This is a genomic window from Bacillus sp. FDAARGOS_235 (assembly GCF_002073415.2).
Taxonomy (GTDB): domain Bacteria; phylum Bacillota; class Bacilli; order Bacillales; family Bacillaceae_G; genus Bacillus_A; species Bacillus_A toyonensis.
The window spans coordinates 4203945-4219027 of sequence record NZ_CP020437.2 but is presented as its reverse complement, the minus strand read 5'-3'; the positions used below and the strand labels follow the sequence as shown (position 1 = coordinate 4219027).

Genomic DNA, 15083 nt, shown 5'->3' with positions numbered 1-15083 from the left:
AAACACCGAGGTGAATACCTCGGTGTTTTTTACTTAAACCATCCTTTTTTATAAAACCAGGCCATCATTCCGCCACCAATTAACGCCATTAACAATAAACAAATAAAATAACTATACTTCCCACCAAGCTCTGGCATATGTGAAAAGTTCATTCCATATACTCCTGCAATAAATGTTAGTGGCATGAAAATAGTAGAGAAAACAGTTAGTGTTTTCATAATGTTATTCATATGATGTGAGTTTAATGAAAAGTAGCTATCCCGAATATCTGCCGTCAACTCTCGGCTCGCTTCAATCATTTCAGTTAATTTAAGCAAATGGTCATGTATATCTTTAAAGTAAATCTCATGATCACTTATGCCGTAAAAACGAGTTGAATTTAAAATACGATACAATAAATCACGCATCGGAATAATTGTCCGCCTTAGCTTAGATAAATCCGCACGTATATCAAATACCTCTTCTAGCACGCTTCCTGCTGTCTCACCCGTTAAATTATCATCAATCGCATTTAAATGGTCTTCAATGTAATAAACAGGTGCGAAATAGTCATCTACAATTTGGTCAATAATTGTATGTGCCACATGCAAAGGACCTTTCTTAATACGTTTCTTTTCACCAAGTGTTTTCCATACTCTTTCGATTGCATTGTTATGAGAAAAATGGAAAGAAACAATATAACGATCACTAATAAATAAATCGATTTCATGCGGTTCTAATCCATCCTCACCAAATCCATGTAGAACTAAAAAATTATATCCATCATAAAAATCAACTTTTGGCCTCTGTACATATTCTATACAGTCTTCAATTGCAAGGGGATGGAACTTAAAATGGTCTTGCAAAATATATGTATACTCTTCTTTCGTTGGCTTATATAAATCTAGCCAATACCATACAATATGGTCTTTCGTTGTTTCTTCTAGCGAAACGTCATATAATACTTCATCTGTTTTTGTTACTGCACATATTCTAATCATAATTTCACCCACTATTATTATAAACAAAAAATAGTAAAAAAAGCCAAGGAGAAATCTCCTCAGCCTTTTTTTATCCCGTATTAACGTGCAGTAAGACCCCTACCTCAACATTCAGCGAAAGCAAAGAAGTTAGGTCTGGGATCAACTGCTCGTAAACGCCCGATTAGTGAAGGGTAATAATCAGTGGGGATAAAGCCCCCACTGATTAAAGTTTCACTTTATTACTTCGTTACAATTCCATGTACTAAAGTTGGTGCATCTACGTGTTCTTTAGAGATTTTCATGTTCTCATAAATTTTTGCTTTTACATCTTCAACATTTTCACGGTTTGCGTAAATCGTAACAAGGGAGTCACCTTTTCTCACGCTGTCCCCTACTTTTTTACGAAGCATTAAGCCAACTGCTAAATCAATTTCAGATTCTTTCGTTGCACGTCCTGCTCCTAAAAGCATTGCTGCTGTTCCGATTTCATCTGCAACGATTTCCGATACATAACCGTCCTCTTTCGCTTCTACTTCAATTTTAAATTGTGCTTGTGGCAATTTAGAAGGATCATCAACAACAGATGCATCTCCGCCTTGTGCTGATAAAAACGTTTTGAATGATTCTAACGCTTTACCGTTGTTCATTACTTCAATTAACTTTTCACGCGCATCTTCTAAAGATGAAGCTTGCCCAGCAAGGTATACCATTTGACTTCCAAGTGTTAAACATAACTCTTCTAAATCTTTCGGTCCCTTACCTTGTAATGTATCAATTGCTTCTTGTACTTCTAATGCGTTACCAATAGCCTCACCAAGTGGTTGACTCATATCAGAAATAACAGCCATCGTATTACGGCCAACGTTATTACCGATACGTACCATTGCTTCTGCTAAACGTTTTGCATCTTCATCTGTTTTCATAAATGCACCTGCTCCAGTTTTCACATCAAGAACAATTGCATCTGCACCAGCAGCAATTTTTTTACTCATAATCGAGCTTGCAATAAGCGGAATTGAGTTTACTGTTGCCGTTACATCACGAAGTGCATACAATTTTTTATCAGCAGGTGTTAAGTTTCCACTTTGACCGATAACAGCAATTTTATTTTCATTTACAAGACGCATGAATTCATCATTTTCAATTTCCACATGGAATCCTGGAACTGCTTCTAATTTATCAATTGTGCCACCAGTATGTCCTAAACCACGCCCAGACATTTTCGCAACTGGTACACCTAAAGCAGCTACTAATGGACCTAATACAAGTGTCGTTGTATCACCAACTCCACCTGTTGAATGCTTATCTACTTTTACCCCTTCAATGGCTGATAAGTCAATTGTATCACCGCTATTTACCATTGCCATCGTTAAATCTGCACGTTCTTGATCATTCATATCTTGGAAGAAAATTGCCATTGCAAGTGAACTTACTTGATAATCAGGAATATCACCATTTGTATATCCTTCAACAATAAAGTTAATTTCTTCTGTCGTTAATGCTTGTCCATCACGTTTTTTTGCAATTAGGTCCACCATTCTCATTGTGAGGTCACCCCTTCATTTGTTTTACGATAGCTTTTACTAATGCTAAGAAGTTTGCTTTAACACGTTCTGTCGTTTCAATTACTTCATCATGGTGAAGTGGCTGATCTAAAATACCAGCTGCCATGTTTGAAATACAAGAAATACCTAGTACTTTCATACCAGCATGACGAGCTACAATTACTTCAGGTACTGTTGACATACCAACTGCATCTCCGCCAAGTGTACGAAGCATACGAATTTCAGCAGGTGTTTCATATACAGGACCTGTCATTCCAACGTATACACCTTCTTGTACTTTAATGTTTAAGTCTGCTGCAACTTGTTTCGCCATTTCGCGAAGTTCTGTCGTATATGATGTAGACATATCAGGGAAACGTACACCCATTTCAGAATCATTTGGTCCGATTAATGGATTCGTACCCATGAAGTTAATGTGATCTGAAATTAACATAAGGTCACCTGGCTCGAACGATGTATTTACACCACCAGCCGCGTTCGTTACAACAACAGTTTCTACACCTAACTCTTTCATAACACGAACTGGGAATGTTACTTTTTGCATGTCATATCCTTCGTAGAAATGGAAACGTCCTTGCATTGCTACTACTGTTACACCTTGAAGTGTACCGAATACTAATTGACCTGCATGTCCTTCTACAGTTGATACTGGGAATTCAGGAATTTCGCTGTAAGGCACTGTTACCGCATTTTCGATTTCATCTGCTAATACGCCTAGTCCAGATCCAAGGATTAGTCCTACTTGTGGTGTTTCTTGAAATTTCTCTTTTAAGTATGAAGCTGATTTTGTAATAAGTTCACGATTCATTTGTTTATCCCCCTATTTCTTTAGCTCGTTTAAGAAGCTTGTTCCGTATTCTGGCATTTTCACACCGAAGTTTTCTGCTACAGTTGCACCAATATCAGCAAATGTTTGACGAAGTGGTAATTCTTGTCCGCCTTCTTTCATGCTTGGGCTATATGCTAATAACGGTACATATTCACGTGTATGATCAGTACCAGGATGTACTGGATCATTACCATGGTCTGCTGTAATTAATAATAAATCATCTTCTTTTAGTTTTTCGAATACTTCTGAAAGACGTGCATCATATTCTTGCAGTGCTTCTCCATATCCTTGTGGATCACGGCGGTGACCAAATAATGCATCAAAGTCAACTAAGTTTAAGAAGCTAAGACCTGTAAAGTCCATGTTTAATGTATCTACAAGCTTATCCATTCCATCCATATTAGACTTCGTACGAAGTGATTCCGTTACCCCTTCACCATCATAAATATCAGAGATTTTACCGATAGCAATAACATCATAGTCGCTATCTTTTAATTCATTCATTACTGTGCGACCAAATGGTTTTAATGCATAGTCATGACGATTTGGTGTACGTGTGAATTTCCCTGGTTCTCCAACGAATGGACGAGCGATAACACGACCTACCATGTACTTCTCATCTAGTGTTAATTCACGTGCAATTTTGCAAATTTCATATAACTCATCAAGTGGTACTACTTCTTCGTGTGCTGCAATTTGTAGTACGCTATCTGCAGAAGTGTAAACAATTAAAGAGCCTGTTTCCATTTGCTCTTGACCAAGTTCATCAAGAATCTCAGTTCCAGAAGCTGGCTTATTACCGATAATTTTACGGCCTGTTTTTTCTTCTAATTCATCAAGTAATTCTTTCGGGAATCCTTCAGGGAACACTTGGAATGGTGTATCAATGTAAAGGCCCATGATTTCCCAGTGTCCTGTCATTGTATCTTTACCAGTAGATTTTTCTTGCATCTTTGTGTAATATCCAAGTGGTTTCTCTACTTTAGAAATACCTTTCATTTCACGAATGTTACCAAGACCTAATTTCACCATGTTTGGCATTTGTAATCCATTCATATGTTCAGCAATGTGACCAATTGTGTCAGAACCTAGATCACCAAATTGTTCAGCATCTGGTGCTTCACCGATTCCTACAGAGTCCATTACGACTAGGAATATACGTTTATATTTATTCATAACTGCGACCTCCTATAAGTTCAGTTCTACTTCTTGTAGTATGTTCAAAACGCTATAAAGTGAAACTGTTATTCATAAGAATTCTCTTTCCTTCTCATTGTCAAACAGTACTTCTTTAAATCATTCTCTAACCTATTTCGTTTTACTTGAAACGACTCAAAAACATTTCTAGTTTTTTCTAAGTCAGATGTCAGACATCTGATATTGATATCATAACATGTTTACGCTTTCTTTTTAATACATTTTCGTAGAATTTCTTATTTTATTCACACTTCTATTGTAATCCATTCGGCGAAGAAGTGCTAATTATTTTATGATTTATTTCTTCATATAAAAATAAAAAGCAGCTCTAAAGAGCTGCTTTTTATTTTACTTCTACTGTTTCTTCTTTATGTTCATGCAGTTCGCCTTTTCTTACATGTACTTTCACTTTGTAAGCACCGTTTTCTTTGAAAGTATGTTTACTTTCATACTCTCCTTTATTCCCTTCTTTTGCTGGAATAAATTCGTGCTTTTCAACGCCATCTTTCCAAATCTCAAGTTGCACTTCAGCACCAGTTAACGCTTCTTCTTTTTGCTTTAAATGAACTTTCATCGTTGATTCAGCATTTGCTTTTATGTCACCAGCCATAAGATGAATCATTGTGTCACTTTTATGATCACCATGTGCCTCTTCTTTTTTCGCATCTTCTACTTTTGCGTTTCCTACAGCGACTTTTACTTCTGGCATTACATGCATTTCACGTGCATTTGTATGAGCGATAATATGATATACGCCATCCGTTTCGAATGTTTTCTCTACTGCATAAACACCTTTTCCTTTATGCTTACCATTTAACATCTCGTGTTTTTCGTCACCAGTTTTCCAAATTTCAAACTTTACGTCATCAGCATCTGTTACTTTTTCTTTTCCTTGTGTAACAAGTGCTTGTACTTCTGTTTTTTCACCTGGTTTAATTTCTTTCGGATTTGTTTGGACTGCTACTTTTACAGCTTCAAGTTTCTGTTCTTTTTTCGGTTCTTCTTTGTTTGTATTACAGCCAGCCAACGCTAGCATCGCGATAAATAAAGTTATAATCAGTTTTTTCATCATCATTTCCTCCTTTATACTTTATCCCGCATTAACGGGCAGTAAGACTCCCACCTCAAAATTCCGCTGAAGCAAAGAAGTTAAGTGGTAGATCAACTGCCCGTAAAAGCCCGATTGGTTCAACTAATAATCAGTGGGAATGAACAAAAACCCCACTGATTAAAGTTTCACTTTATTTAGTATAGAGGAAATACATTGTAATATTCCAGTCTTCTGCTGAAAACAATATACGAAATGTTTGTGAAGTTTCTGTGAAACGGCTTACTCTTCTTAATCTATGAAAAAAGAGCATAGTAACTATGCTCTCGGATGAAACTGTTTATATACATCTTTTAATCTAGCTTTTGAAACGTGCGTATAAATTTGCGTCGTTGAAATATCTGCATGTCCAAGCATTTCTTGTACCGCACGTAAATCTGCCCCATTTTCTAATAAATGCGTAGCAAAAGAATGACGTAACGTATGAGGTGTAAGTTCTTTTTCAATATTCGCTTCTTTCGCTAATCGTTTTAATATTTTCCAAAAACCTTGCCTTGATAATCGATTACCGTGATGGTTTAAAAATAGTGCATCTACTACTTTTTTACCCATCAATTCTCTTCTTCCTTTTTCAATGTACTTTTGAATCGCTTCTGTCGCTAAACTTCCTAATGGAATAATTCTTTCTTTATTCCCTTTCCCAATGCAGCGAACAAATCCCATCGTTAAATGTACATCTTCTAAATTTAAAGCAATTAATTCTGAAACACGAAGTCCTGTTGCATACAATAACTCTAGCATTGCCTTATCACGAATCCCAAAAGCACTTGTCATTTTTGGTGTCTGCAGTAACGCCTCTACTTCATCGATTGATAATACTTTTGGTAACTTTCGTTCTCCTTGCGGCGTTTCGATATGTACTGATGGGTCGTGCTCTACCGCTCTTTCACGAAGTAAAAATTGGTGAAATGAACGAATTGATGCAATATGACGTGCTAATGTTTTCGAAGATTTTCCGTTTTCTTTTAAATACTGCAAAAAGTTAACAATATGCAAACGTGTCACTTCATGAAAGGTTTTCATCTGTTCTACATTTTGCAAATACTTTACATAGCTTTTTAAATCACGTTCATAAGATACTACTGTATTTTTCGCTAATCCCTTTTCGACAATCATATAATGAATAAAATCTTTTAATTGATCTTCCAATCTACACTACTCCCCATTTTCATAGAAAAACATCATTCTATTTACGAAAGCATCCTTTGCCGGTTCTTCATTCCCTGATACTTTTTCTACAGTCTCTTCTTTTGGCTTTTCATAACGATGATAGCTTTCGTATTCTTCATTTATCCATAGTATAGCGAAATAAAACAAAATCGTACAACTTGTAAATAATAAAAATACTTTTATTCCATCAAAAGTTAATTTTAAAGCTCGGCGCATTGTAAATTCCTCCAAAATATAAGTTATTACAACATATGCCAAGCTTTCACCAATTTATACCTTATTCAAATAAAAAACCTCTTCCTAGATAAATAGGAAAAGGTTATTTTTCATCCGTTTCATTTTCTTGACAGTTTTTACAAATCCCATGGAATGTTAAACGATGATCTTTCACCTTAAAGCTCCAATCTCGTTCTACTTTCCTTTCCACTTCACCAAGTAAATCTTCTTGTATTTCTTGTACAGCACCACATTGTGTACAAATCAAATGATGGTGGAAACGCTGCGCACCTTCTTGGCGTAAGTCATAGCGTGAAACACCGTCTCCGAAGTTAATCTTATCGACAACTTTTAACTCAGATAATAACTCTAAAGTTCGATAGACGGTTGCTAATCCGATCTCTGGCGACTTTTCTTTTACAAGGAGGTAAACATCTTCTGCGCTTAAATGATCTTCTTCATTTTCTAGCAGCACACGAACTGTTGCTTCACGTTGCGGTGTTAATTTATAGCTCGCTGCATGTAATTGCTTCTTAATTCGTTCAATTCTTTCTTCCATTCGGTACTACTCCCTCCTCGCCACTCTTACACCATTATATCAGAAGAAGGGCTTCTGTCAAAAGAAAAACAATAAAAACAAATTGATAATTATTCTCAAAAAATATTTATTTTTTGTTAATAGCCTCAACAACTTCTTTCATTAAAACTGGTGATGCATATGCTTCAACGCTAGAAGCAAGAGCTAACACCACTCCGATCACTAGAAAGAAGCATGTATAACGAATTAATAATGGTAATAGTGGCTCGGTTATTTTCCTAATAAACTGATGCCTAATCATACGTAAGGAAAAGCTTGCAGCAATTGTTGTCATAACGAGAAAGACTGGAATGATAATTAAATTTTGCGGCAATACAGATACAAATGCTAATAATAATCCATTCCATCCGTGCTGACTTACTAAAAAACCTACTGTAAATCCAACAACTACTCCTTTTACAAATAATAAAATAAAAATGAGGGGCAACCCAATAATTGAAATCCCTAAAATCCAAATAAAGCCGATATATTTTAATTGCGAAAAGTAACTTTCTCGAAACATTTCGCCTGCAATAGCAAATTCTCCTTTAGAAACTTGTCCAAAAAAACGTTGTAAATAAAATGATAAATCTTGCTTTTGATTCATTTGTAAACTATTCACAAGAATAGCTCCAAATATTACTCCCATCAATAATAAAACAGCATTAAATATATATAATGAAGAGTTTTCCTGTATGTGAGACATTACGCGGTTTTGCCAAGTTTTTCGCCACATTTTTCTTCCCTCCGTTCACACTCTTACTAAAAATGTATGAAAGAAAGAAAAAAAGTATGACGAATTAACATTGAAATTCCGCTCTACTTTGCTAAACTAAAAAGTAGAGAATAGGAGGGATTTCTCTTGAAACCATTATTATTAGATTTTCCAACATTATTTCAAACTGAACGCTTACAAGTTCGCAAGCCGTTTCCAGGTGATGGTGCAGAAGTATATGAAGCAATCCAAGCTTCTCTAGAAGACTTAGTACCATGGATGCCAATTGACGCTGAAACAGAAGAGAGTGCTGAAGAAATCGTTCGTAACGCTCACGGGCAGTTTTTACTTCGTGAAACACTTGATTTTCACTTATACGATAAAGTATCCGGTACATTCATCGGAGCTATTACGCTCAAGCCTGAAAACTGGGATATTCCAAAGTTTTCACTTCATTTTTGGCTCCATAGTGCTTATACAAAACAAGGCTATATGACTGAAGCTGTTAAAGGTGCCATTCAATTTGCCTTTGATAAGCTAGGTGCTAGAAGGATTGAAATTCGTACTGATGCAACAAATGCCAATGCATGTAACTTAGCAGAACGTTTAGAATTTATTCTAGAAGGTACAATGGAAAATGATTTCCTTGCGCCAGATGGTAGCTTACGTGATGCACGTGTATATGCAAAAATCAATTAAAAAACACTCGCCTTTGGCGAGTGTTTTATTTTTGTAATTGTAAATATTGCACAGCGAACATCGTCTTCGCATCATGGATACGAAGGTCTTTCATAAGATCAATCGCTTCTTCTAATGATACTTCCATTAATTCCACAAACTCATCTTCATCTAAAGCTGCTTTATTTTCTTTTTTTGTCAAACCTGTCGCTTTATATACATATAAAATTTCATCTGCAAATCCTGGAGATGTATAGAAAGAAGTAATGAGCTCCATATTTTCACATACATATCCTGTTTCTTCTTCTAATTCACGAACTGCTGTCACCTCTGGCTTTTCCCCAGGTTCTAATTTCCCAGCAGGAATTTCAATAATCGCCTTCTCAAGCGCTTTACGGTACTGCTCAACAAGCACAATTTTCCCCTCATCAGTAATAGCAATAATAGCAACTGCACCAGGGTGATTTACGATTTCACGTTTACTCATTTCTCCATTTGGTAATACTACATCATCAACACGAACTTTTATAACTCTACCATCAAAAATCGGCTCAGTTTTTACCGTTCTCTCTGCAAGATTACTCATACTATTTCATCTCCCTGTTCTATTTCCTATTCTTTCTTCATACATTTTACCACATTGAAAGGAGCGTGATAGAAATGAAAGTTTATATTTTACCAAATCGCATCACGTTAGTCGGCAAAGCATGGCAAATTCGCCATAAACTAAAACAATATGGCAAAGAGTATACAACCGTACAAGAGTGGATTACAGCGAATAAAAAGTAAACGTTTGTCAACCTCTTTTCCCTTTCGTACAATAAAGGAAAGGAGGTTGACTTATGAAAAAACGTCAATTAGGAAACTCAGATTTATTTGTGACAGAAATGGGACTTGGCTGTATGTCTCTCGGCACATCTGAAACAGAAGCTATGCGCATTATCGATGAAGCAATCGATTTAGGAATCAATTTTTTTGACACAGCGGATTTATATGATTATGGATTAAACGAAGAATTTGTTGGAAAAGCATTGAAGGGAAAACGAGACCAAATTGTTCTTACAACAAAGGTTGGAAATCGATGGACAGAAGAAAAAAACGGCTGGGCTTGGGACCCTTCTAAAGCCTACATAAAAGCCGAAGTAAAAGAAAGTTTACGTAGACTTCAAACTGATTATATTGACCTTTATCAACTTCATGGCGGAACGCTGGAAGATCCGATAGATGAAACTATTGAAGCTTTTGAAGAATTGAAAAAAGAAGGTATTATTCGCCATTACGGTATTTCTTCTATACGTCCAAATGTCATCCGTGAGTATGCAAAACGCTCAAATATCGTTAGTGTACTAATGGAATATAGCCTTTTAAATCGTCGTCCAGAAGAATGGTTCCCACTTCTTAATGAACACCAAATTAGTGTCATTGCCCGCGGACCACTTGCGAAAGGAATTTTAACTGACAACAATGCAAGAAAGATAGAAAGAGTAAAAGAAAAGGACTATCTCTCTTATTCTTACGATGAATTAAACACTGCACTCGGGAGTGTAAAAGAAGTTATCGGAGAAAAATCTTTAACAGGAACAGCTATTCACTATTGCTTACATAACGAAACTGTTGCAGCTGTTATACCTGGTGCAAGCTCTATTCAACAATTACAGATAAATGTACACGCTTGCCAACAGTTACCTGTAACAAAAGAAGAATATATACAACTTCAAAAAATCGTTAAGCATGATTCATATGCCTTGCACCGTTAAAATATCGATTTACTGATAAAAACAGATGACTGCCCCCAACATTAAACATTAGGAGGCAGTCTTTTTTATAACGTATCATATTTGTCCGGATTCGTTCCTACATGTAAATTGCGATTTAACGTATTAATTTGATTCATCTCTTCTTCAGTTAATGAGAAATCAAAGATAGTAAAATTCTCCTGAATACGAGATGGTGTCACAGATTTAGGAATCGTTACTATCCCACTTTGAATATCCCATCGTAATATAACTTGTGCGGGTGTTTTTTCATATTTGTTAGCAATCCCCTGAATAATTGGGTGCTCGAATACTTCGCCGCCCCTCATTAACGGACTCCACGCTTCCATTTGAATTTGCTCACCTTCACAGAAATTACGCAATTCAAATTGTGTTAACATCGGGTGAAGTTCCACTTGGTTTACCATAGGCTTCACTTTACAATTTGGTAATAACAGTTCTAAATGATGTTTATGAAAATTAGAAACACCAATCGCGCGTACTTTACCTTCTTCATACAATTTTTCTAAAGCTCGGTACGTTTCAATATACTTCCCTCTAATTGGCCAGTGGATTAAATATAAATCTACATAGTCCATCTGTAATTTCTTTAAGCTGTTTTCAAATGCTTCGAGTGTCTCCTCGTATCCTTGATCGTCGTTCCAAACTTTTGTTGTAATAAATATGTCTTCTCTCGAAATTCCTGATTCACGAACTGCCTCACCGACACCGCTTTCATTTTCATATACAGCTGCTGTATCAATCGAACGGTATCCAACTTCTAACGCTGTTTTTACTGCTTGCTTTACTTCGTCGCCTTCTTTCGCTTTATAGACGCCTAGACCAATCATCGGCATTTTCACGCCATTATGAAGTGTAGTTGTTGGAATATGCACAGTCGTTCTCCCTTTCATTGTTACATTTTATAAACCACTACTTTATTTCAACAAGATTCATCCAAAAAGTCAAAATATACGTATAGTTGACATAATAATTTTATACACTAAAAATACGAACTCAATTATTTACGTTTCCTTTTCTCCATTCTTTTGCTTTTTCATCAATATTACGTACAAACTCGTTTTTCCCTTCCGTATATAACGTGCCATCATATGTATATTTTTCGGCTAGTTCTCTCTTTAAAACTGCATACGCCTTTGCTTCTTCACAATGCGCCATCATATAATCACGAAACGCTAAATGCCTTACTATCTCAGGATTTCCTTTTTCAAACACGTGTAAGTGATACGAGCGTTTTTCCTCCGTTCCATGAATAAAATAACGGCGTCTTGAAATACCATTTTCTCCTTTTACGATGTAACCAAGCTCTTTAAATCTTTCATTCCAACGATCTACACGATCGATACTTTCTACCTCCATAATCATATCGATAATAGGTTTAGCTGCTAGTCCTGGCACTGATGTACTGCCAATATGATGAATCTCCACTGTTTCTGGCAGCACAGACTTCAATCTTTCAGCTTCCATTTGAAATTTTTCAATCCAATGATTTTCATATGGTACGACTACAATTTTTCTCATTTTAACTCCCCTTTTCTTACAAGCTCGTCAAAAAAATGACCAGCGATATACACTGATCATTTTCGTTATTATTTAAAGTCTTTCCAAGTAAGATTACTTTCACTTAACAGTTCTTCAAATGATTTATTCTTTTCACGTTCTTTTTGCTCTTGACGCTTTCTTTCTAGTTCTGCTGCCTCTTTTTTCTCTTCTCTCACTTGCAACTCTTTCTTCTTATTCTTTAATTGCTGCATAAGTGAATCATTTAATTGATCACCTAATGTAAGTGATTCTTTCTTCGGTTGGTTCATTTGAGATTGTCTTTGCACTTGCCTTTGTTTCTTTTTCTTCATACCGCTCACCTTTTACTTTTTTCTCCATTATAGAGGATACATGCTGAAATCGACAATAAAAAAGGTTCATTACTCTATTATTCATTATTTGTAAATTTGTTAATTTTTTTAAAAAACTAAATTTTTATATAGATATAATCCTATGAATCTATTAAAATTATGTCGTATGATGTCAGATTATAAAAAAAGGAGAAATGAATTATGTGGAAAAAAATTATTCCCGCTGTCGCAGTTTTAAGCACCATTACTTTTTCAAGTGTATTCGCCGCTCCCCCATCTCAGACTCCAGCCGAACAAAACCGTTACATAGACGTACAAATGCTTGGCATTAATGATTTCCATGGACAACTAGATACTGTTAAAAAAATTAATAATAAAGAAGCCGGTGGCGCTGATTACTTAGCCACTTATTTAAAAGAACGTAAAAAACAAAACCCTAATACACTTCTCGTACATGCTGGCGATATTGTCGGAGCTAGTCCACCAGTTTCAGCATTGTTACAAGACGAACCAACGATTGAATTTTTAAATGACTTAAAATTTGATGTAGGTACAATCGGAAACCATGAATTTGATGAAGGCATCGATGAAATGAAACGACTCATTTACGGTGGTTACCACGAAAAAACAGGGAATTTCAAAGGAGCAAACTTCCCTTATGTCGCTGCAAACTTCTATAACAAATCAACTGGTCGCTTATTCTTACCACCATTTACTGTAAAAATGGTAGATGGTGTTCCTGTAGGATTCATCGGTGTCGTTACAACTGATACACCAAATGTCGTTATGCCTACTATGCTTAAAAATGTACAGATCACTGACGAAGTGGAAGCGATTAATAAATCAACGCAACAATTAAAGCGTCTCGGTGTTAAATCCATCGTCGTCCTTGCACATGTTGGCGGAACGACAGATGAGTCTGGTATAACAAATGGCGACCTTAACCGAATTGCAAATGAAGCTGATCCAGAAGTTGATGTTATTTTCGGTGGGCATAGTCATACGTATGTAAATGGTACTGTTAATAATAAACTTATCGTACAAGCGAACTCTTACGGGATGGCTTTCTCAGACGTAGATGTAACAATTGACCGTAAAACAAAAGATATCGTAAAGAAAAAAGCTGAAGTTGTTACAACATACCATGAAGGTGTCGAACCTGATAAACAAGTAAAACAAAAGTTAGATCAATATAAAGAAAAAATCGCACCTCTTGTAAATGAAGTAGTCGGAAAATCTACAGCACCTATTGACCGTAAACAAAACGATGCTGGTGAATCTACACTTGGAAATTTAGTTGCCGATGCACAGCGCCAAACGATGCAAACTCAAATCGCACTTATGAATCCTGGTGGGATTCGTAATGACTTAGACGCTGGTGATATTACATGGGGCGAATTGTACGGCATTCAACCTTTTGGAAATCAGTTGATTAAAGCAGATTTAACAGGTCAAGATATTCGTGATATTTTAAATCAACAATGGCAAAAAGGAACAACGAGAATGCTGCAAATTTCAGGTATTCAATATACTTGGGATGCAAGCAAACCAAACGGTGAAAAGGTTACGAATATACGCTTAACAAATGGAGAAGAATTATCTCCATCTAAAACGTATAGCGTAGTTGCAAATGCTTTCTTAGCTTCTGGTGGTGATGGATTCGTATCATTTAAAAATGGTAAAAATGCAGAGACTGGTCCAAATGACTTTGAAGCACTAGTTGATTATGTAAAACAAGTAAAAGAGCCAATTCAACCAACTATTGATGGTAGAATTCAAAAAATAAATTAAGTACGCTCGAAATACGCACTCTGTACTTTTCATTGCAAAGGATATGCACTTATCCTTTATTCTAGCCGTAATATACATGAAACAAAGAAAAGGATACTCGTTCTTATAATGAACACAGTATCCTTTTCTTCAATTATCAAAATGTGATGTGTTGTTAAAGTCATATTGCTGTAAAAATTGTTGTAATGCCTCTTCTACAAGTTTAGATTTTTGAATCCCTTTTGATTCTGATATGATGTCTAATCTTGCTAATATTTCTTTATTAATAGAGAAGGTACGTTTCTTTTTTTCTGTACTTTTACTCATAATTGGTGCACTTACTTCTTCTCTCTTTCTTAATAATTCATAAATGCTTTGTAATTGCTCATAAATTAATACTTGATAATCTGTTTTCGCATATTGAAGGGCGGTCGCTTCTTGGAGTTGTAAGTGACGTGGTTCTTCTCCATCTCCTACAAAAATACGTTTCTTCCGTTCTCCATCATACTCGTATCCAATCCACCTTAATTTCTTCGATAATGTATACGGACTTATTTCAAGGCGCTTTGCTATAATAGCGATGGATTCACGCCTATTTAAACAATCTATAATTTCTCCAATCGTCACAATTTCCCCTCCTCCCATGTTGAAATGACACTAGCATGGTA

Annotated in this window: 18 protein-coding genes; 4 read left to right on the top strand and 14 right to left on the bottom strand. The window is 35.9% G+C overall.

Annotation, left to right across the window (positions count from 1 at the left end; translation table 11 throughout):
• Positions 1-29: 29 nt before the first annotated feature.
• The 9 genes from corA to spoIIM form a co-directional block, all read right to left on the bottom strand.
• On the bottom strand, positions 30-992 hold the full coding sequence (gene corA / locus A6J74_RS24100; protein ID WP_002039517.1) for a magnesium/cobalt transporter CorA: 963 nt from the start codon (positions 990-992) through the stop codon (positions 30-32).
• Positions 993-1201: 209 nt separating this feature from the next.
• On the bottom strand, positions 1202-2506 hold the full coding sequence (locus A6J74_RS24095) for a pyrimidine-nucleoside phosphorylase (protein ID WP_001243092.1): 1305 nt from the start codon (positions 2504-2506) through the stop codon (positions 1202-1204).
• Between the two features lie 7 nt (positions 2507-2513).
• Complete coding sequence (locus A6J74_RS24090; protein ID WP_001078444.1) at positions 2514-3335, bottom strand: purine-nucleoside phosphorylase; 822 nt, start codon at positions 3333-3335, stop codon at positions 2514-2516.
• Between the two features lie 12 nt (positions 3336-3347).
• A complete protein-coding gene (deoB, locus tag A6J74_RS24085) occupies positions 3348-4532 on the bottom strand; it encodes a phosphopentomutase (protein ID WP_001046074.1) in 1185 nt (394 codons plus the stop codon).
• 364 nt (positions 4533-4896) lie between these two features.
• Complete coding sequence (locus A6J74_RS24080) at positions 4897-5625, bottom strand: FixH family protein (protein WP_016109062.1); 729 nt, start codon at positions 5623-5625, stop codon at positions 4897-4899.
• Between the two features lie 294 nt (positions 5626-5919).
• Positions 5920-6810, bottom strand: a complete 891-nt coding sequence (gene xerD, locus A6J74_RS24075; RefSeq protein ID WP_000390076.1) for a site-specific tyrosine recombinase XerD — start codon at positions 6808-6810, stop codon at positions 5920-5922.
• Positions 6811-6816: 6 nt separating this feature from the next.
• Positions 6817-7047, bottom strand: coding sequence for a YqzK family protein (locus tag A6J74_RS24070; RefSeq protein ID WP_001250432.1), 231 nt, complete (start codon positions 7045-7047; stop codon positions 6817-6819).
• Between the two features lie 103 nt (positions 7048-7150).
• Positions 7151-7606 carry a ferric iron uptake transcriptional regulator gene (gene fur, locus A6J74_RS24065; protein ID WP_000392657.1) on the bottom strand — a complete coding sequence of 152 codons (456 nt, stop codon included), beginning with the start codon at positions 7604-7606 and terminating at the stop codon, positions 7151-7153.
• Positions 7607-7712: 106 nt separating this feature from the next.
• The gene (spoIIM, locus tag A6J74_RS24060) at positions 7713-8360 is read right to left on the bottom strand and encodes a stage II sporulation protein M (protein WP_000269108.1); all 648 of its coding nucleotides are present in this window, start codon (positions 8358-8360) and stop codon (positions 7713-7715) included.
• A gap of 126 nt (positions 8361-8486) precedes the next feature.
• Here spoIIM and A6J74_RS24055 point away from each other — a divergent pair, with 126 nt between their 5' ends.
• Positions 8487-9038: a GNAT family N-acetyltransferase gene (locus tag A6J74_RS24055; protein WP_000803486.1), complete on the top strand. Its 552-nt coding sequence runs from the start codon at positions 8487-8489 to the stop codon at positions 9036-9038.
• Positions 9039-9063: 25 nt separating this feature from the next.
• On the opposite strand, the gene A6J74_RS24050 is transcribed toward A6J74_RS24055, so the two are convergent.
• A complete protein-coding gene (locus A6J74_RS24050) occupies positions 9064-9603 on the bottom strand; it encodes an NUDIX domain-containing protein (protein ID WP_000067046.1) in 540 nt (179 codons plus the stop codon).
• A gap of 74 nt (positions 9604-9677) precedes the next feature.
• Here A6J74_RS24050 and mciZ point away from each other — a divergent pair, with 74 nt between their 5' ends.
• Entirely contained in the window at positions 9678-9806 is a 129-nt protein-coding gene (gene mciZ, locus A6J74_RS24045) for a Z-ring formation inhibitor MciZ (protein ID WP_000870289.1), read from the top strand.
• 53 nt (positions 9807-9859) lie between these two features.
• Complete coding sequence (locus A6J74_RS24040; RefSeq protein ID WP_000747219.1) at positions 9860-10774, top strand: aldo/keto reductase; 915 nt, start codon at positions 9860-9862, stop codon at positions 10772-10774.
• A 65-nt stretch (positions 10775-10839) separates the two neighbouring features.
• Here A6J74_RS24040 and A6J74_RS24035 read toward each other — a convergent pair whose 3' ends face one another.
• The 3 genes from A6J74_RS24035 to A6J74_RS24025 all read right to left on the bottom strand — a co-directional run bounded on the left by A6J74_RS24035 (position 10840) and on the right by A6J74_RS24025 (position 12645).
• Positions 10840-11667: an aldo/keto reductase gene (locus tag A6J74_RS24035; protein ID WP_000547987.1), complete on the bottom strand. Its 828-nt coding sequence runs from the start codon at positions 11665-11667 to the stop codon at positions 10840-10842.
• A gap of 121 nt (positions 11668-11788) precedes the next feature.
• Positions 11789-12313, bottom strand: a complete 525-nt coding sequence (locus tag A6J74_RS24030; RefSeq protein WP_001227193.1) for a GrpB family protein — start codon at positions 12311-12313, stop codon at positions 11789-11791.
• A gap of 68 nt (positions 12314-12381) precedes the next feature.
• On the bottom strand, positions 12382-12645 hold the full coding sequence (locus tag A6J74_RS24025) for a YqkE family protein (RefSeq protein WP_000727568.1): 264 nt from the start codon (positions 12643-12645) through the stop codon (positions 12382-12384).
• A 201-nt stretch (positions 12646-12846) separates the two neighbouring features.
• On the opposite strand from A6J74_RS24025, the gene A6J74_RS24020 reads away from it, so the two are divergent.
• Positions 12847-14436, top strand: coding sequence for a bifunctional metallophosphatase/5'-nucleotidase (locus A6J74_RS24020; RefSeq protein ID WP_000265571.1), 1590 nt, complete (start codon positions 12847-12849; stop codon positions 14434-14436).
• Between the two features lie 129 nt (positions 14437-14565).
• Here A6J74_RS24020 and A6J74_RS24015 read toward each other — a convergent pair whose 3' ends face one another.
• A complete protein-coding gene (locus A6J74_RS24015; RefSeq protein ID WP_000151924.1) occupies positions 14566-15042 on the bottom strand; it encodes a ribbon-helix-helix domain-containing protein in 477 nt (158 codons plus the stop codon).
• Positions 15043-15083 lie beyond the last annotated feature (41 nt).

Excerpts from the sequence above, each read along its gene's own strand:
- spoIIM (WP_000269108.1), bottom strand. The coding sequence starts at position 8,360 with ATGTGGCGAAAAACTTGGCAAAACCGCGTAATGTCTCACATACAGGAA.
- A6J74_RS24030 (WP_001227193.1), bottom strand. The coding sequence starts at position 12,313 with ATGAGAAAAATTGTAGTCGTACCATATGAAAATCATTGGATTGAAAAA.
- mciZ (WP_000870289.1), top strand. The coding sequence starts at position 9,678 with ATGAAAGTTTATATTTTACCAAATCGCATCACGTTAGTCGGCAAAGCA.
- A6J74_RS24080 (WP_016109062.1), bottom strand. The coding sequence starts at position 5,625 with ATGATGAAAAAACTGATTATAACTTTATTTATCGCGATGCTAGCGTTG.
- fur (WP_000392657.1), bottom strand. The coding sequence starts at position 7,606 with ATGGAAGAAAGAATTGAACGAATTAAGAAGCAATTACATGCAGCGAGC.
- A6J74_RS24070 (WP_001250432.1), bottom strand. The coding sequence starts at position 7,047 with ATGCGCCGAGCTTTAAAATTAACTTTTGATGGAATAAAAGTATTTTTA.
- A6J74_RS24020 (WP_000265571.1), top strand. The coding sequence starts at position 12,847 with ATGTGGAAAAAAATTATTCCCGCTGTCGCAGTTTTAAGCACCATTACT.
- A6J74_RS24095 (WP_001243092.1), bottom strand. The coding sequence starts at position 2,506 with ATGAGAATGGTGGACCTAATTGCAAAAAAACGTGATGGACAAGCATTA.
- deoB (WP_001046074.1), bottom strand. The coding sequence starts at position 4,532 with ATGAATAAATATAAACGTATATTCCTAGTCGTAATGGACTCTGTAGGA.
- A6J74_RS24090 (WP_001078444.1), bottom strand. The coding sequence starts at position 3,335 with ATGAATCGTGAACTTATTACAAAATCAGCTTCATACTTAAAAGAGAAA.
- A6J74_RS24050 (WP_000067046.1), bottom strand. The coding sequence starts at position 9,603 with ATGAGTAATCTTGCAGAGAGAACGGTAAAAACTGAGCCGATTTTTGAT.
- A6J74_RS24040 (WP_000747219.1), top strand. The coding sequence starts at position 9,860 with ATGAAAAAACGTCAATTAGGAAACTCAGATTTATTTGTGACAGAAATG.
- A6J74_RS24025 (WP_000727568.1), bottom strand. The coding sequence starts at position 12,645 with ATGAAGAAAAAGAAACAAAGGCAAGTGCAAAGACAATCTCAAATGAAC.